At 73.7% G+C, this 16,600-nt stretch carries 12 protein-coding genes; 5 read left to right on the top strand and 7 right to left on the bottom strand.

Translation table 11 applies throughout. The features are described 5' to 3' along the window. Positions 1-42 precede the first annotated feature (42 nt). The 4 genes from AB0D49_RS20315 to AB0D49_RS20300 all read right to left on the bottom strand — a co-directional run bounded on the left by AB0D49_RS20315 (position 43) and on the right by AB0D49_RS20300 (position 6,738). Positions 43-1,209, bottom strand: coding sequence for a transposase (locus tag AB0D49_RS20315; protein ID WP_362759023.1), 1,167 nt, complete (start codon positions 1,207-1,209; stop codon positions 43-45). Between the two features lie 1,021 nt (positions 1,210-2,230). Next, positions 2,231-3,172: an arylamine N-acetyltransferase gene (locus tag AB0D49_RS20310; protein ID WP_362759021.1), complete on the bottom strand. Its 942-nt coding sequence runs from the start codon at positions 3,170-3,172 to the stop codon at positions 2,231-2,233. 44 nt (positions 3,173-3,216) lie between these two features. Beyond that, positions 3,217-5,070, bottom strand: coding sequence for an asparagine synthase (glutamine-hydrolyzing) (gene asnB / locus AB0D49_RS20305; protein WP_362759019.1), 1,854 nt, complete (start codon positions 5,068-5,070; stop codon positions 3,217-3,219). Between the two features lie 54 nt (positions 5,071-5,124). Next, positions 5,125-6,738, bottom strand: a complete 1,614-nt coding sequence (locus tag AB0D49_RS20300) for a carboxylesterase family protein (RefSeq protein ID WP_362759017.1) — start codon at positions 6,736-6,738, stop codon at positions 5,125-5,127. A 508-nt stretch (positions 6,739-7,246) separates the two neighbouring features. Here AB0D49_RS20300 and AB0D49_RS20295 point away from each other — a divergent pair. From AB0D49_RS20295 to AB0D49_RS20275, 5 genes are all read left to right on the top strand, one after another. Beyond that, positions 7,247-8,422, top strand: a complete 1,176-nt coding sequence (locus tag AB0D49_RS20295) for a 3-deoxy-7-phosphoheptulonate synthase (protein WP_362759015.1) — start codon at positions 7,247-7,249, stop codon at positions 8,420-8,422. A gap of 84 nt (positions 8,423-8,506) precedes the next feature. Beyond that, complete coding sequence (locus tag AB0D49_RS20290; RefSeq protein WP_362759013.1) at positions 8,507-9,277, top strand: 2,3-dihydro-2,3-dihydroxybenzoate dehydrogenase; 771 nt, start codon at positions 8,507-8,509, stop codon at positions 9,275-9,277. Positions 9,278-9,324: 47 nt separating this feature from the next. Continuing rightward, positions 9,325-9,951 carry an isochorismatase family protein gene (locus tag AB0D49_RS20285; RefSeq protein ID WP_362759011.1) on the top strand — a complete coding sequence of 209 codons (627 nt, stop codon included), beginning with the start codon at positions 9,325-9,327 and terminating at the stop codon, positions 9,949-9,951. Then, positions 9,948-11,852 carry an anthranilate synthase family protein gene (locus AB0D49_RS20280; RefSeq protein WP_362759009.1) on the top strand — a complete coding sequence of 635 codons (1,905 nt, stop codon included), beginning with the start codon at positions 9,948-9,950 and terminating at the stop codon, positions 11,850-11,852. Before AB0D49_RS20285 ends, AB0D49_RS20280 begins: the two co-directional genes overlap by 4 nt. A gap of 3 nt (positions 11,853-11,855) precedes the next feature. Next, positions 11,856-12,584, top strand: coding sequence for a DsbA family protein (locus AB0D49_RS20275; protein WP_362759007.1), 729 nt, complete (start codon positions 11,856-11,858; stop codon positions 12,582-12,584). 145 nt (positions 12,585-12,729) lie between these two features. Here AB0D49_RS20275 and AB0D49_RS20270 read toward each other — a convergent pair whose 3' ends face one another. The 3 genes from AB0D49_RS20270 to AB0D49_RS20260 all read right to left on the bottom strand — a co-directional run bounded on the left by AB0D49_RS20270 (position 12,730) and on the right by AB0D49_RS20260 (position 16,598). Continuing rightward, positions 12,730-13,944: an FAD-binding protein gene (locus tag AB0D49_RS20270; protein WP_362759005.1), complete on the bottom strand. Its 1,215-nt coding sequence runs from the start codon at positions 13,942-13,944 to the stop codon at positions 12,730-12,732. Between the two features lie 229 nt (positions 13,945-14,173). Beyond that, entirely contained in the window at positions 14,174-15,397 is a 1,224-nt protein-coding gene (locus AB0D49_RS20265) for an MFS transporter (protein WP_362759003.1), read from the bottom strand. Positions 15,398-15,521: 124 nt separating this feature from the next. Further along, a complete protein-coding gene (locus tag AB0D49_RS20260; protein WP_362759001.1) occupies positions 15,522-16,598 on the bottom strand; it encodes an alkene reductase in 1,077 nt (358 codons plus the stop codon). Positions 16,599-16,600: the final 2 nt, after the last annotated feature.

Genomic DNA, 16,600 nt, shown 5'->3' with positions numbered 1-16,600 from the left:
CGGGTCGCGGCCGATGTGACATCAGGGGCGCACGGGGTCCGCTCAGCCGCTCAGCATCGCCACCGCGTACGCCGCCGAGGCCATGGTGATGTGCCGGTGCCAGCCGTTGTAGGACCGGCCGGTGTAGTCCCGCACACCCACCCGGTCGGCGACGGAGGTGACCGCGTGGTCGACCCGCCCGCGCAGTCCGGTCAGCCAGGCCAGTTCGTAGGGCGCCGCGTGGAGCAGGTTGGTCAGCCACAGCTCCCCCGGCCAGGGGCCGCCGCGCGGTCCGGTGCCGAGCAGCAGCAGATCCTGGTGCCGGGCGAGCCGTCCGGGCAGCCGCACCTTCGCCGCGGCGGCGACCCCGGGGGTTCCGGGACCGCCCGGGGTACGGCCCGGCAGGTGCACCGGGCGGCGCGGGTGATGCAGTTGATTCATGAGATGCCGGGCCGGAAGAATTCCTCGGTCATATGCCTGGTCGATGAGTTTGAAGGTGCTTCCGATCTTCACCAGTGCGGGTATCCGCGCGGCACGGAAAGCACCGCGCACGGAGCCCGGGTCGCCGTCCAGGGATTCCATCACCACCGGACGGGCCGGGAGTCCCCACTCATGGATCACCTCGCGAAAGGCCCGTACCATGGATTCCCCTAGGGTTTCCGGCAGAGTTCCCTCCGGAACGAGGGCGCGATGACGACGGTTCTTGTCGGCCAGCCATGAGGCCGGAAGATGTAACTGCCAATTCACCGGGTAGCAGTATTCTTCCGCGACCGCCCACACCCCCACCGCCTGCTGTGCATTGATTACCTGCCCCATCGAGGGAAAGAACTGGCGGTCCACGCCCACCGAGTACTCACCGGCCTTCGGTATGACCATGGGCTGCACCACCCACGCCTGCGGCGGTGCCACCCTGGTCATGTGCCGGGCGAGCGCCCGGCGCAGCGGGGTCCACTCCCAGGTGGAGTCGGAGATGAAGTGATGCAGGCTCTGTTCGGTGGTGGCCCCGCCGACATGGGCTGCGACGTTCCTGATCGATTTGCGCCCCTTGGCCCCCAGCAGACCCCGGAGATAGGTCGACGCTTTGTGGCGCTGGTCACTTCTTGCCAGTGAGGCGAAGAGGGCCGAGCTGAACTCGTCCAGCAGCACGTCCGGCGATGCGAAGGAGCCGGCGCGTACGTCGTCGACGTCCGCGAGCAGCCCCGCGTCCGCCACGGTCACATTGCCCACCATCAGGCTCTCATTTCGTCGGCGCTCCAATTAATGACCCATTCCACGATGCAGGCGACGCGATCCGGTGCACAGGTGCACCGAGCACAGTGTTGGTCAGCCGGAGGAGGGCACGGATGACAAGCCCGCTGCTGGGGAATGCGGCGCGGGGAGGGGACGGGCGCGCCGGACGCGGAACGGAGACGGAAGCGAAGGAAGCGGAGTGCTTCCACCCGGGTATGCGGGGAACGTCAATTTACCGTCACCAATTCATCTGAGATAGATAGTTGCACGCCGGACTACCGGCGTACCAGGGCGCGGAGGCGTCTACCGGAATCCGCGCCTCTGCGCGGGGCGCGCCGGCTGAGGGGAAAGGGGCGGCGGGGGGCGGGGGGTCCGGGGAGCCGGGCCGGCCGGGGACAGGGACGCCGCCCGGACGCGCACCGGGAGCCGTGCCACGACCCTGCGCCGGGGCGGCGTACGGCACCCCTGAGCACGCCGTCAGGCCGGAGGGCGGGTGTGCAAGGGTGCGCACCACCGGCAGGCGTCCGGCGGCAGGCGCCCCGGCGACGGCGGGTGCGCCACCGGTATGCACCCCCTCGGCATTCGCGCCCCCGGTAGACGCACCGCCGCTGTCCGCCCCACCGCCACGCGCACCACCGGCATTCGCCTCACCGACAGGCGCACCACCGGGAGGCGCACCACCGGGAGGCGCACCACCGGCATTCGCCTCACCGACAGGCGCACCACCGCTGTCCGCCCCACCGCCACGCGCACCACCGGCATTTGCCTCACCGGCAGGCGCACCACCGGCATTCGCACCACCAACAGGCGCACCACCGGTACTCGCGCCACCGGTACTCGCGCCACCGGTCCTCGCACCACCGGCAGGCGCACCATCGCCAATCGCGCCACCGGCAGGCGTCTCCGCGCCACGTCCCCGCGCCACACCCCGCCCGCGCCACACCCCGCCCGCGCCCCGCCGCGCACACGCCGAACCCCGGCGGACGCAGCTAGCGCGTCCGCCGGGGTGTGGAGGTGTACGTCAGGCCCTGACGGCGGCCCCCGGAGCACGGTCGGCGGCGTCCCCGTCCCGCGCGGCCAGGAACGCGCGCAGCTCGCACGCGTCCCGCTCGTCCAGCCGCAGCCCGAAGACCGTGCGCAGGGCGTCGACCGTCCCGGCCGGTGTCAGCCGTACCGTCTCGGTGTGTCCGCCGGGGCGGTCCGTGGTCAGGACCATGTCGCGCAGCCGGTACCGGGCGGACTCGCCGCCGCGCTGGGCCACGAGCCGGCCGACGAACGGCGACCCGGGGCGGGTGGAGCTGATGTAGTGCGCGGCCTGGAAGTCCACCGCGTACTGCGGCTCGGGCCGGAAGGCGTACAGGTCGAACCAGCCCTCGCCGGACGCCATCTGGAGCACCCAGTGACCGTCGTCCCGGCCGAGCCGCCAGTGCCAGCCGGCGATCTCCTGCCGGGCGCCGGGCCGCAGCGCGAGCGGCTCGATCAGCCCGGCGTACCCGTACCCGGGGTCGGCGAGCCAGACCGTGTCCCGCTGGTCCGCGGCGCGTACCAGCAGGGAGGTGTGGGAGCGGAAGCGGCGCCGGTCGCTGCCCTCCCGGATGCGCGAGAGCATCCGGGTGACGGCGAACCCGAACCGGTCCAGGGCGGCGGCGAACAGCAGGTTGGTCTCGTAGCAGTAGCCGCCCCGGCCCGCCCCGACCATCTTGCGGGCCACGTCGGGCAGGGCCAGGGAGACCGGGCGGCCCAGCGCGATGTCCACGTTCTCGAAGGTGAAGGTGGACATATGGGCGCGGTGCAGCAGTCGCAGGGCCTCGGTGGACGGGGTGACGGGCCCGTCGTAGCCGCAGCGCGCGAGATACGCGCCGAGGTCGAGGCGGTCGCTCTCCCACTCCGGGGACGCGTCCACCCCCTCGGGCGGGACGGTCGGGTGCGGTACGTCCGCGGCGGCGGGGTCGGCTGGGCCCATGGGTCGTCCTCCTCAGGACGGTGGAAGGTGTGCCGGACGGCGGGCTACAGCTCGACGCGGACGTCGTACATGCCCACCCAGGCGTCGAACTCGACGAGCCGTTCCATGACCGCGCGGGTCCCCCACAGCCCGCCGAGCCCGGCGTAGCTCTCCAGGGGCTTGTCCAGGAGCCGCTGGATGCCCTCGGCGGGGACCAGGGCGAGCACCGGGGAGCCGGGCCGCAGCAGCGCGGCGACCTTGGCGCGCAGGGCGCGCACGTACTCGATGTCCTGGGTGGAGGGGTAGGGGCTCTTCTTGCGCTCCAGGACGGAGGCGGGCAGGACGTCGGCGGCGGCGGCGCGCAGCAGGCTCTTCTCCCGGCCGTCGAAGTTCTTCATGGCCCAGGGCACGTTGAAGACGTACTCCACGAGCCGGTGGTCGGTGAAGGGGACCCGGACCTCCAGGCTGGCGGCCATGCTGATGCGGTCCTTGCGGTCCAGCAGGAAGTTCTCCCAGCGGCTGATGTTGAGGTAGGTCAGCTCGCGCATCCGCTCCTCGTCCGGGCTCTCGCCGGGCAGCCGGGGTACTTCGGCGAGGGCTTCGGTGTAGCGCTCCTTGACGTAGGCGTCGAGGCCGAGCCGGTCCCACAGGCCGATGTCGCGCATGGTCTGGAGGCCACCGAGGCGGCGCCAGGCGTCGTACCAGGGGAAGGTGTCGCCCTCGACGGCCTCCCGGTCGAAGAACCAGTTGTAGCCGCCGAAGAGTTCGTCGGCGGTCTCGCCGGACAGGGCGACGGTGACCCGCTCCTTGAGGGCGGTGCACAGGTGGAGCAGGGAGTGCTCCATGTCGCCGGTGGAGATCGGCAGGTCCTGGGCGCGCAGGACGCGGCTGCGGATGGACGCGTCGAGGACGTCGGCGTTCTCCAGCTCCACCACGACGTGCTCGGCGCCGCAGCGGGCGGCGACCTCGACGGCGTAGGGGGTGTCGGGGTCCATCCAGATGCCGTTGCCGGCGAAGTCGCGGTTCTTGAAGTCGATGGAGAACGCGGTGAGGGGTTCGGTGCGGCCCTCCTCGCGCAGGATGTCGGCGGCGATGGCGGTGATGGCGCTGGAGTCCAGTCCGCCGGAGAGCAGGGTGCCGACCGGGACGTCGGCGATCAGCTGGCGGCGGACGATGTCCCGGAGCAGGTCCCGGACGCGGGCGACGGTGGTGTCGAGGTCGTCGTGGTGCGCCTGGGCCGTGAGCTGCCAGTAGGTGCGCACATGGTGGCCGGTGCGGTCGAAGCGGACCACGGTGCCGGGGACGACCTCGCGCATACCGCGGAAGACGGCGTGGCCGGGGGTGTTGATGATGGCGAAGATCTCGGCGAGGCCCTCGCGGTCGACGACGGCCTCCACCTCGGGGTGGGCGAGGATGGCCTTGGCCTCGGAGCCGAAGAGGACTCCCCCGCCGGGCAGCGGGTGGTAGAAGAGCGGCTTGACGCCCATCCGGTCGCGGACCAGGAGGAGTTCCTCGGTGCGCGGGTCCCACAGGGCGAGGGCGTACATGCCGTTGAGGCGTTCGGCGAACTCCTCGCCCCACTCCAGGTAGGCGTGCAGCACCACCTCGGTGTCGCTGCTGGTGCGGAACTCATGGCCGAGGGAGATGAGTTCGGCCCTGAGTTCGCGGTAGTTGTAGACCTCGCCGGTGTAGGTGAGCACCGGCAGGCCGTCGCCGGGGCCGGTGACGTGCATCGGCTGGCGTCCGCCCGCGAGGTCGATGATCGACAGCCGGACGTGGCCGAGGGCCGCGCGGGGCGAGGTCCACAGTCCCTCGTCGTCGGGGCCCCGGCAGGCCATGGTGGCCGTCATCGCGGCCACCACGGAGTCGTACGCGGTGAGATCACGGTCGTAGTCGACCCATCCGGCAAGTCCGCACATGGCTGGTCCCGCTTCCTTTCCTCGGGTTCCTTGGGGGGTGGTGGCTGGGGGTGGTCAGGGGCGGGGCGGCGGGTGGCCGATCCGGTCCCAGAAGCGCAGTTGCCGCTCCTTGCCGGGTTCGCCGAGGACACCGACGTCCGCACCGCCGAGGATCAGCGTGGCGCGTCCGGCGGGGGTGAACGGCCGCCACAGCGGGGTGTCGGGGCTGTGCGGGCGTTCACCGCGGGCGAAGGAGGCGACGAGGTCGACCAGGGTGTCCGCGATCCGCCGCTCCAGGGGTCCGTCGCCGTAGTGGGGGGCGTTGACGGGCCGCCGGTGCGAGCCGAAGAGGAACTTGGAGGTGGCCTCGTGCGGAGTGCCCCGGTAGGGCGGGAGCACGGGGTGGGCGAACTCGGCGAGGTACAGGGGGGACCGGCCACGCCGGGTGTGGCGTTCGCTCTGGCGCAGGATCTGGTGGCGGAAGAGTCCGTCGCCCCATATCTCGGTCCACAGGGCTATGGGGTCCTGGGGCAGTCCGTCGGCGGCGGCGGCCTCCCGGTAGTGGGCGAGACAGCCGTCGACCAGTTCGTCGGTGACGGTGGCGCGGCACTTGCGCAGCACCATGGCGACCGCGGCGCGCAGCCCGGCCTCGTCCTCGGGCAGGGGCCCGGGGTAGGGGTAGCCGGGGCCGGTGGTGAAGAAGCTGCCCTCGGTGCGGCAGTACAGCACCATCAGGGGGACGCGGGGGGTGGGCAGTTCGTGGTCGTGGCCGCGCATCCAGCGGCCGTCGGGGACGGGTCCGCGGTACTCGCGCCAGCCGGTGAACGGCCGGTCGCCGGGGTCCCCGGAGAACAGGTCCTCCCAGGCGTCCTTGAGGTCGGCGCCGGGCACCGCCCGCAGGTCCTCGACGGTGCCGCCGAAGCGGCGGCCCAGCTCGGCGTAGACGGCCCGGGACTCGGCGGGGGTGGTGGTGCTCGCCGGGTTCCACACATGGGCGGCGCTGATCGGGACGGCCCGGCGGATCACCGGGGCGAGTTCGGGCAGCAGACTGAGCTGCCAGGTGCTGGAGCCGCCCGCGGACGTCCCGGCCAGGGTGATGTTCTCCGGGTCGCCGCCGAAGGCACGCGCGTTGGCCTGCACCCAGCGCAGCAGGGCCGCCTGGTCCTGGAGGCCCCAGTTGGCGCAGGACCCGGTGCGCGGGTCGGTCAGCGCCTCGTGCAGCCCCCAGCCGAGCAGCCCCAGACGGTAGTTGAAGGTGACGACAACCAGGTCGCCGCGGGCGGCGGGGCGGGCCCCGTCGTAGTCGGGCTCGCTTCCGGCGCCCAGCAGCCAGCCGCCGCCGTGGATGTAGACCAGCACGGGGCGGTTGCCGTGGACTCCGGGGGTCCAGACGTTGGCGTACAGACAGTCCTCGGAGGAGCCGGGGAGGTAGTCGGTCTGGAGGGAGGGGGCGCCGAAGCGGGTGGCGTCCCGGACGCCGGTCCAGGGCTGGGGCGGCACGGGGGACGCGAACCGCAGCGGTCCCACGGGGGGCGCCGCGTAGGGGACGCCGCGGAACACGGTGACGTCGTCGAGCCGTTCCCCGGCGATCCGGCCCTCGGTGGTGCGTACCACCACGGTGTCGCGTCCGGCGTGCGGTGGGGCGGGCGGCCGGGCGCGGTCGGGGGGCAGGTCGAGGGAGCGGGGCACGGCTGACTCCTTCGGGGAGCGGGGGCGGCTGCGGCCCCGGACAGTGCGTCCCGCCGGGTCCTCCGGCGGGGCCCGGAGCCGCCCGGACCGGACCCATGGTGGGGGCGGGCCGGGCCGCTGCCCAGCTTCCGCGGGGAAGTCCATCAGGTCGGCCCGGCCGGACCTGATGGAGTGCCCCGTACCTGACGAACTGCGCTTTCCGCCGTTGGCAGCCGTCCCGGCGGGCTCCACGATCGGCTGCCAGTGACGGCTGCCGCCCAGGCCGCCGTCGCCGGTCCGTGCCCGGCCCCGGGCGTTGCGTGCACGCCTCGTCGTGCCGCGGAGGGCGGGCCGGGCACGGCACAGGACATCACGTGCGGACCCCGGGATCGGTTCAACCGCTCCCGGTGGCCGCCGCCCCGTCCGCCGAAGCGCCCGTCCCAACGGCGCCGCACACCACCGATGTCCGGACCGGCGTCCTGACCCGGCGCCCTGCCCCGGAGTCATGACTCATGTCGAGGAGGACTGAATGGACACTGTCGTACGCGAGGTCCGCAGCAAACCCGCCCTTCAGCAGCCCGGCTGGCCGGACGCCGGCCGGATCGCCGAGGTGAGCGCCGATCTCGCCGGGCGCGCACCGCTGGTCTCCCCCGCCGAGATCCGTGCCCTGCGCGGACTGCTCGCCCAGGTGGCGCGGGGCGGCGCCCGGGTGGTGCAGGCCGGTGACTGCGCCGAGGACCCGATGGAGTCGACGGCGAGCTATGTGGCGCGCAAGGCGGGGGTGCTGGATCTGCTGGCCGGGGCGATGAAGATGGTCGCCCACCGGCCGGTGGTGCGGATCGGGCGGATCGCCGGGCAGTTCGCCAAGCCCCGCTCCAAGCCCGTCGAGGTGGTCGGCGGCAGTGAACTGCCGGTGTTCCGTGGCCACATGGTCAACAGCGCCGAGCCCTCCCCCGACGGCCGGGTGCCCGACCCGGGACGGCTGCTGGTCTGCTACGAGGCGGCGGCCGACATCGTGCGTCATCTACGCGCGCTGCGCGGCGGCGGCCCCGGCGGCACCGCCGTGGAGCAGCCGGTATGGACCAGCCATGAGGCGCTGCTGCTGGACTACGAACTGCCGCTGCTGCGCCAGGCGGACGGCCGGCTGTGGCTGACGTCGACCCATCTGCCGTGGATCGGGGAGCGCACCCGTGACCTGGACGGCGCGCACATCGAGCTGTTCACCCGGATCGCCAACCCGGTGGCGTGCAAGGTCGGTCCGTCGATGACCGTCACCGAGATCGTGGAGCTGTGCGCCCGGCTCGACCCGGACCGGGAGGCGGGCCGGCTCACGCTGATCGCGCGGATGGGCGCCGACGCCGTGAGCGAGGTGCTCCCGGAGCTGGTGGCGGCGGTCGCCGCGGCCGGTCACCCGGTGATCTGGCTGTCGGACCCGATGCACGGCAACACCGTGTCCACCCCGGACGGGCTCAAGACCCGCTATGTGGAGGCGATCGAGCGGGAGGTGCGGGGCTTCGTGCAGGCGGTGCGCGGGGCCGGGGGCACGGCCGGCGGGGTCCATCTGGAGACCACCCCGGACCACGTCACGGAGTGCGTGCGCAACGCCACCCACGCCGGGCTGGTGGGCCAGAAGTACCTGAGCCACTGCGACCCGCGGCTGACCGCGTCCCAGGCCATCTCCGTCCTCGCCGCCTGGGACGAGTGAGCCCGCACCGCACAGCACCGCACGTGACCGTGCCGGGCTCCGCAGGACGGGGACCGGCCCACCCGACGAGAAAGGGTCCCGCACATGTACGCATCCACCGCACTGGTCACCGGAGCCGCCGGTGGCATCGGCGCCGAGGTGACCCGGCTGCTGGCCGGGCGCGGCACCCCGGTGGCCGCCGTCGACCACAGCGAGGAGCGGCTCACGGCGTTCGTGGCCGAGTGCACGGCGGCCGGGCTGCCGGTGCGCGGCTTCCCCGCCGATGTCACCGACAGCAAGTCCGTGGCCGACCTGGTGGCCGCCGTGGAGAGCGAGTTCGGCCCGGTGGACCGGCTGGTCAACGCGGCCGGGGTGCTGCGGCTCGGCCCGGTGCTGGAGTTCGGCGACGAGGACTGGGCGGTGACCTTCGCCGTCAATGTCACCGGTGTGCTCAACCTGTGCCGGGCCGTCGTCGCCCGGATGATCCCGCGCGGGCGTGGCGCCATCGTCACCGTCAGCTCCAACGCGGCCGGTACGCCCCGCGCCGAGATGGCCGCGTACGCGGCGTCCAAGGCGGCGGCCACCCAGTTCACCAAGTCGCTGGGGCTTGAGGTGGCCGGGCACGGCATCCGCTGCAACGTGGTCGCCCCCGGCTCCACCGACACCCCGATGCTGCGCTCGATGTGGGCGGACGAGGAGGCCGCGCGGCGCACCCTGGACGGCTCGCCCGGCCTGTTCCGGGTGGGTATCCCGCTGCGCCGGATCGGCCGTCCCTCCGACGTGGCCCACGCGGTGGCCTTCCTACTCTCCGACGAGGCCGCGCAGATCACGCTCCACGACCTCACCGTCGACGGCGGCGCCTCCCTCGGAGTGTGACCCCCGCCGTCCGCCGACCGTCCCCCTCACCGACGTAAGGACGACCCGTGACCGGCATCCCGTCCATCGATCCGTATCCGCTGCCCGAACGCGGCGACCTGCCCCCCAACACCGCGCCCTGGTCCCTGGACCCGGGGCGGGCCGTGCTGCTGGTCCACGACATGCAGCGGTACTTCCTGCGCCCGCTCCCCGACGGCCTGCGCGAACGGCTCGTCGCCCACACCGAACTGCTGCTCCACCATGCCGCGCGGACCGGTATGCCCGTGGCGTACAGCGCCCAGCCGGGCGGTATGACGCCTGAGGACCGGGGGCTGCTGCACGCCTTCTGGGGTCCGGGCATGAAGGTCGACCCGGCCGACCGGGAGCTGCCCGCCCGGCTCGCGCCCCGCGCGGGCGACTGGCGGATCACCAAGTGGCGCTACAGCGCGTTCGTCCGCTCGGACCTCGCCGAGCGGATGCGGCTGCACGGCCGTGACCAGCTGCTGATCTGCGGGGTGTACGCGCACGTCGGGCTGCTGGCCACCGCCGTCGACGCGTTCAGCCAGGACATCGAGCCGTTCCTGGTGGCCGACGCGATGGCCGACTTCTCCCAGCGGGAGCACCGGATGGCGGTCGAGTACGCCGCAGCGCGCTGTGCGGTGGTCCTCACCACCAAGGAGGTGGTGGACCGGTGAACGCCGACCCGCTGGCGCTGGTGCTGGGCGGCGGCCCACCGCCGTTCGCCCTGCTGCACCGGCCGCACACCACGGGCCCGGACGGGCTCGACGTCCTCGTCGGCGACACCGTGCGCGAGGCCGCCCACCTCGCCGATCTGCCGCTGGGCGGACCAGGCACGGGCGAGCGGCACGACACCCTGGCGCTGGTGCCGTACCGGCAGATCACCGAGCGCGGCTTCGCCGGTCCGGCGGACGACGACACCCCGCTGCTCGCCATGACCGTCACCGGGCAGCGCCGCTACCCGGTCGCCGAGGTCCTCGCCCGGCTCCCGGACACCGGGCTGACGCTGACCGGCGGCGGCTTCGACCTGGACGACGACCGGTACGCGGAGCTGGTGCGCCGGGTGGTCGCCGACGAGATCGGCACCGGTGAGGGCGCCAACTTCGTGCTCCGGCGCAGCTATCGGGCCACCGTCGGCGACTGGGGCCCGGACCGGGCGCTGACCCTGTTCCGCCGGCTGCTGGAGCGCGAGTCGGGCGCCTACTGGACGTTCCTGGTGCACACCGGGGACCGCACCCTGGTCGGGGCCAGTCCGGAGCGGCACATCAGTGTGCGCGAGGGGCTCGCGGTGATGAACCCGATCAGCGGGACGTACCGCTATCCGCCCGACGGGCCGACGGTGGCCGGGCTGATGGACTTCCTCAAGGACCCCAAGGAGACCGACGAGCTGTACATGGTGGTCGACGAGGAGCTGAAGATGATGTCCCGGATCTGCCCGGAGGGCGGCCGGGTCGTGGGGCCGTATCTGCGGGAGATGGCCCGGCTCGCGCACACCGAGTACTTCATCGAGGGCCGCACCGGGCGCGATCCCCGGGAGGTGCTGCGCGAGACGCTGTTCGCGCCGACCGTCACCGGCAGCCCGCTGGAGAACGCCTGCCGGGTCATCGCCCGGCACGAGCCGTCCGGCCGCGGCTACTACAGCGGACTGGTGGCCCTGCTGGGCCGGGACGCGGACGGCGGGCACGCCCTGGACTCCTCGATCCTGATCCGCACCGCCGACATCGACGCGCACGGCCATCTGGAGATCGCGGTCGGCGCCACGCTGGTCCGGCACTCCGAGCCGTATGCCGAGGCGGCGGAGACCCGGGCCAAGGCGGCGGGACTGATCGCCGCGTTCGACACCGCCGAGGACATCTCACCGCCCGCCGGGCGCGGACCCGCGCTGGGCGAACTGCCCGCCGTCCGGGAGGCGCTGGGCGAACGCAACACCGCCATGGCCGACTTCTGGCTGGCCCCGGCGGAGGAACGGGTATGGCCGGACGACCGGCTGCACGGACGGACGGTCCTGGTGGTCGACGCCGAGGACACCTTCACCGCGATGATCGCCCAGCAGCTCGGGGCGCTCGGTCTGCGGGTCACCGTCCGGCCGTTCGACGCCGGCTTCGAGCCGCACGGCTACGACATGACCGTCCTGGGTCCCGGGCCCGGTGACCCGCAGGACACCGGTCATCCGAAGATCGCGGCGCTGGCGCGGGCGACGGACCGGCTGCTCGCCGACGGGCTGCCGTTCCTCGCCGTGTGCCTCAGCCATCAGGTGCTCAGCGGGCGGCTCGGACTGCCGCTGACCCGGCGCCGGGTGCCCAACCAGGGCGTCCAGCGCTCCATCGACCTGTTCGGGCGGCACGAGACCGTCGGCTTCTACAACACGTTCGCCGCCGTCTGCCCGGACGACAAGACCGAGGTGCCGGGCGTCGGGGTGGTGGAGGTCAGCAAGGAGCACGGCTCGGACCAGGTGCACGGGCTGCGCGGACCGCACTTCGCGTCCACGCAGTTCCACCCGGAGTCGGTGCTGACCCAGGACGGCCCGCGCATCCTGCGCGCCCTGCTCGGCGGGCTGCCCCTGCCGGAGAGGAGCTGACCCATGACCATGGAGGCGACGACGGACGCGGTACTGCCCGTGTCCACCGGTGATGTGCCGGTGGTGACGTTCTGGTCGGACCTGGGCTGTCCCTGGGCGACTCTGGCGCTGCACACCCTGCACGAGGCGATGGACCGGCTGGCGAGCCCGGTGCTCATCGACCACCGGGCGTTCCCGCTGGAGCTGATCAACCGGGAGGCCACACCGAAGACGATCGTGGACGTCGAGGTGAGCGCCATCGCGGCCCGGGTCCCCGGCACCGGCTGGCGGCGCTGGTCGGCGCCCGAGTGGACGTACCCGTCGACGATGCTGCCGCCGATGGAGGCGGTGCAGGCGGCGAAGCTCCCCGAGGTGGGCGGGCTCGCGGCGGCCCAGCAGCTGGACACCGCGCTGCGCCACGCGTTCTACCGGGACAGCCGCCCGGTCGCCGTACATCCGGTGATCCTGGAGATCGCCCGGACCTGCGACCTGGTGGACGCCGACGCGCTGGCCGCCGCCCTGGCGCGCGGCGCGGGCCGCGAGGCGGTCTACGCACAGCTGCGGGAGTCGTTGACCCCGCGCATCCAGGGCAGCCCGCACCTGTTCACCGCCGACGGGTTCGCGGTGCACAACCCCGGGGTGGACAGCCGCTGGACCGACGCCCCCGAGCGGGGCGGGTTCCCGCTGTTCGAACGGTACGACCCGGGGTGGGCGGTGGAGCTGATCCGCCGCCTGCGGGGCACGGACGGCTGACGCCGGGTCAGCTCCCCGGCCGACGGGACGGGCGCGGAACGGGCGGATCTCCCCGCCGGTTCCGCGCCCGTCCCGTTTCGGCCGCCGCACACCGTCCGTGGCCTGGGGGGAGCCGCGGGACGGGCACCTGGCCGTCCCCCGCGGCTCACAGGAACACTCCCCTCGGGTCCCACGCCGCCTTCGCCGTGCGGGTCTGGAGGGCGGTGCGGCAGTCACGGGCGTGGGTGCGGTGCGGGGGCGTGGGCGTGGCCGCCGTCGCGCCGCCGGGGCCGTAGGAGAACGCGTCGAGGGCGATGAGGGTGTCCGCGCAGGTGCCGCCCGGGGTGCACAGGGCGCTGGCGGTGACACTGCACAGCTCGCAGTCGCAGTCGGCCTCCACGGGCAGCAGTCCGTCCGGGTCGGCGGGCGCGGGCGGCAGGGTGTGCCACTGGGCGAGCCAGGGCAGTCGGCGCGGCGGCAGCACCCGGCAGCGCTCGCTGAGGGTCAGTCCCGCGGTGAGGGCCGCGCGGTCGGCGCACAGCGCCTGTTCGGCCTCCGGCACGGCGGAGTCGACGTGCAGGGCGAGGACCGCGCCGACGCCGATGTCCCGGCGCGGCCCGGACAGGGCGATACCGCCGAGGACGGAGCGGTAGGCGGCGCGGGCGTTGGTGTGCGGGCGCTGCTGGCGCCAGCGCCGGTAGTTGTTGAGCAGGGCGGGCAGTTGCCGGTGGCCGAGTTCGCCGCTGGGCATGACGACCACGGAGCTGAGCAGCGCGGAGGGCGCCCGGGGCAGCAGGGTGGCCGGGTCGTCGCCGTCGGCGCCGGGGGTACGGAACCAGTACCGGGTGACCAGGCCGATCTGTTCGGCGCCGACCGTCATATGGGCGAGCCAGAGATCGCGGTGCGGGTCGCCGGGGGCGTTGGTGGCGACGACGGCGCGGGTCTGGCCGTAGGAGTCGACGAGGACGACCTCCACCGCGCACTGGTAGGCGTCGCAGAGCCCGTGCGGGGCGAGCGCGCGGTGGCAGCCCAGCCCGCAGGGGCGGGGGCCGGGGGCGGACGGGACGGTCACGCCCCACCGCTGGTAGAGGATGCGCTGCACGTCCGCGGGGCGGGCTCCGGCCTCGACGGCGAACGCGCCGCGCTCGGGGTCGAAGTAGACCCCGGTCATGGCGGAGACGTCGACCACCGCGCAGGGCGGGCGGCGGCTGCCGTCGGCGCCCGCGGAGCCCTCGGCGGCGGTGGCGGCGATGCGGTGCCCCCCGGCCACCGCGGTGGCGACCGCCCGTCGGGCCTGGGCGGTGGAGGAGACGAGCACGCGCCGGGGGATGGGTCCGCCGGTACGGGCTACGGAGGGGTGGTCGCAGAGGAGTTCGAGCATGACAGTCCGTTCGAGTGGGGGGTGAGAGGGACGGTCGTACTGCCTCGAAGAGCGGAGGTGGTCAGGGCGGGACGGGAACGGGGCGGGACGGGGCGGGACGGGGCGGGACGGGACGGGGCGGGACGGTAAAGGGAAGGGGGACGGGGACGGGATCGGGCTGTCGGGGAGGTGACCGGGCGCCGTCGGGGGCCCGCGCGCTGATGCGCCGGCGCCCGGTCACCGGTCCCGGCTAGCCGGCCAGCAGGACGGCGATGGTCGGCCCGAAGGCCGCGCCCAGCAGATAGAACAGGTTGAACAGACCGATCGCGGCGGGCCGTTCGGCCTCGCGTACGGCGTCGTTGGCCTGTCCGGCGAGGATGCCCTGCCCGGAGGCGGCGGCGATGGAGGCGCACGCCTGGGCGACGAGCAGCACCAGCCAGGCGCCGCTGAGCGCGAGGAACGGGGCGACGGCGCCGAGCACCACGAGGACGGCGACCACGGGCCGCCGCCCCAGCGGCCCGGACGCGGCGACCACGAACCAGGACAGGGCCCCGCCGAACAGCAGCGGCCACACCATGGACACCCCGATGGTGTCCTTGCTCCAGTCGGTGCTGTCGGTGAGCGCCTCGGGAACCGCGTACATCAGGCCGAAGTTGACGACGGCGAGGGCGAGCGCGATGACGCAGGCGACGAGGAACGCGGGCCGGGAGACCACCGACGCGGGGATGAAGCCGGTGGGCTTGGCGCGGACGTGCCAGCCGAGCAGCAGCAGCGCGAGGACCGCGCCGACTCCGGCGACGGCCGGGTTCTCGGGGACGAAGACGAGGGCGGTGACCAGCGCGGTGAGCAGGACCGCGCCGAGCGCGTCGAAGCGGGAGCCGGTGTCGCGCCCGTCGGGTGCCCGGCGCAGTACGGCGAGCACGCCCAGCACGCTGATCACGGGCAGCGCGAGGGCGAGCCGCCAGGAGACGCCGCCGACCAGCGAGCCGACCAGCGGGGCGCTGGCGCCGACCACGGCGAGGGAGGCGCTGACGATGCCCATCCGCAGCGGGGAGCCCGCGAGGCTCATCGCGATGGAGGTGAGTCCGGCGGTGCCCAGCGCCTGGAGGGCGCAGCCCGCGATGGCCGCGCCGAGGACGGGGACCCCGAGGACAAGGGCGGCGCCGAGGGCGATCTGGATTCCGCAGGCGATCAGCGCGAACCGGGTGCCGCGGTGCCGCATCAGGCCGGCCATCAGCGGGGTGCCGACGGCGATGCCCCAGCCGAACGCGGTGACGCACCAGGCCGCCGTGGACGAGGAGGTGCCGAGGCCGCGCCCGATGTCGTCGAGGACCAGGGCGGGCCCGGCGATGCCGAACGACAGCGGGCCGGCCATCAGGGCCAGATAGGGGGCGGGGATACGCGGGGCGGCCGACGCGGGGCCGGGGGCCTCGATGAGGTCCGCGGTCGGTGCGCCGGTGGTGGATTCCTGCATGAGTCCTCCCGGACAAGAGGGTCCGGCCGGACGGTGCGGCGGTGGCCTGTGGCGGTCACCGCCGCACCGGGACCGGGCGGGGTGGTTCAGCCCTGGGGGCGGTTCGGGTGGAGCTCCCGGTGCCTCAGGAGGCGCCGAGGGTCGGGTAGTCGGTGTAGCCGCGGTGGTCGCCGCCGTAGAAGGTGCCCGGGACGATCTCGTTGTAGGGGCCGCCGGCCTTGATGCGCTCCGGCAGATCGGGGTTGGCCAGCCACATCTGGCCGAGGCTGACGGCGTCGGCGATGCCGTCGCGCAGGGCGTCGGCGGCGGCCTGCGGAGTGACGCTGGACTCGTCGCCGGTGGCGTGCGGGTTGACGATGAGGATGCCGGGCCACTCGGAGCGGACGATCCGGGTCACGTCCCGGTGGCCGAACTCCATGACGTGGACGTAGGCGAGGTCCAGCGGGACCAGTCCGCGGATCAGCGCCCGGTACAGCGGGGCGGGGTCGTGCTCGGCGATGCCCTCGCTGGTGGAGCCGGGGGAGATCCGGATGCCGACCCGCTCGGGTCCGATGGCGTCGCCGACCGCGCGGGCCACCTCGACGGCGAACCGGATGCGGTTCTCCACGGAGCCGCCGTAGGCGTCGGTGCGCAGATTGGTGTTGTCGGCGAGGAACTGGTGCAGCAGATAGCCGTTGGCCGCGTGCAGTTCCACTCCGTCGAACCCGGCCCGGACCGCGTAGCGGGCGGCGGCGACGAAGTCCTCGACGGTGCGGACGATGTCCTCCAGCGTCATCTCCCGGGGCGTGGGGTGGGCCACGGGGCCGTCGGGGGTGAACATCGTGGACCCGGTCGCGACCGGCGAGGGCGCCACCGGGAGCGCGCCGTCGGGGTAGAGGCTCGGGTGTCCGACCCGGCCGGAGTGCATCAGCTGGACGACGATCCGGCCGCCCTTGGCGTGCACGGCGTCGGTGACCACCCGCCAGGCGTCGGCCTGCGCCGCGCAGTGCAGCCCCGGGGTGTCGATGTAGCCCTGGCCGATCACACTGGGCTGGGTGCCCTCGGTGATGATCAGTCCGGCCCCGCCCCGCTGGGAGTAGTACTCGGCGGTGAGCTGGCCCACGGAACGGTCGACCGACCGGCTGCGGGTCATGGGCGCCATCACCAGGCGGTTCGGCAGCGTCATCTTCCCCAGGCGCAGCGGCTCGAACAGTTCTTGCATGG

The sequence above is a fragment of the Streptomyces sp. NPDC048290 genome, assembly GCF_040652095.1.
Taxonomy (GTDB): Bacteria; Actinomycetota; Actinomycetes; order Streptomycetales; family Streptomycetaceae; genus Streptomyces.
This window is presented reverse-complemented; position numbering and strand designations above follow the sequence as displayed.

What these genes read in the sequence shown, in the direction of transcription:
- AB0D49_RS20315 (WP_362759023.1), bottom strand. Translation starts at nt 1,209, where the DNA reads ATGGTGGGCAATGTGACCGTGGCGGACGCGGGGCTGCTCGCGGACGTC.
- AB0D49_RS20310 (WP_362759021.1), bottom strand. Translation starts at nt 3,172, where the DNA reads ATGGGCCCAGCCGACCCCGCCGCCGCGGACGTACCGCACCCGACCGTC.
- asnB (WP_362759019.1), bottom strand. Translation starts at nt 5,070, where the DNA reads ATGTGCGGACTTGCCGGATGGGTCGACTACGACCGTGATCTCACCGCG.
- AB0D49_RS20295 (WP_362759015.1), top strand. Translation starts at nt 7,247, where the DNA reads ATGGACACTGTCGTACGCGAGGTCCGCAGCAAACCCGCCCTTCAGCAG.
- AB0D49_RS20290 (WP_362759013.1), top strand. Translation starts at nt 8,507, where the DNA reads ATGTACGCATCCACCGCACTGGTCACCGGAGCCGCCGGTGGCATCGGC.
- AB0D49_RS20275 (WP_362759007.1), top strand. Translation starts at nt 11,856, where the DNA reads ATGACCATGGAGGCGACGACGGACGCGGTACTGCCCGTGTCCACCGGT.
- AB0D49_RS20270 (WP_362759005.1), bottom strand. Translation starts at nt 13,944, where the DNA reads ATGCTCGAACTCCTCTGCGACCACCCCTCCGTAGCCCGTACCGGCGGA.
- AB0D49_RS20265 (WP_362759003.1), bottom strand. Translation starts at nt 15,397, where the DNA reads ATGCAGGAATCCACCACCGGCGCACCGACCGCGGACCTCATCGAGGCC.
- AB0D49_RS20260 (WP_362759001.1), bottom strand. Translation starts at nt 16,598, where the DNA reads ATGCAAGAACTGTTCGAGCCGCTGCGCCTGGGGAAGATGACGCTGCCG.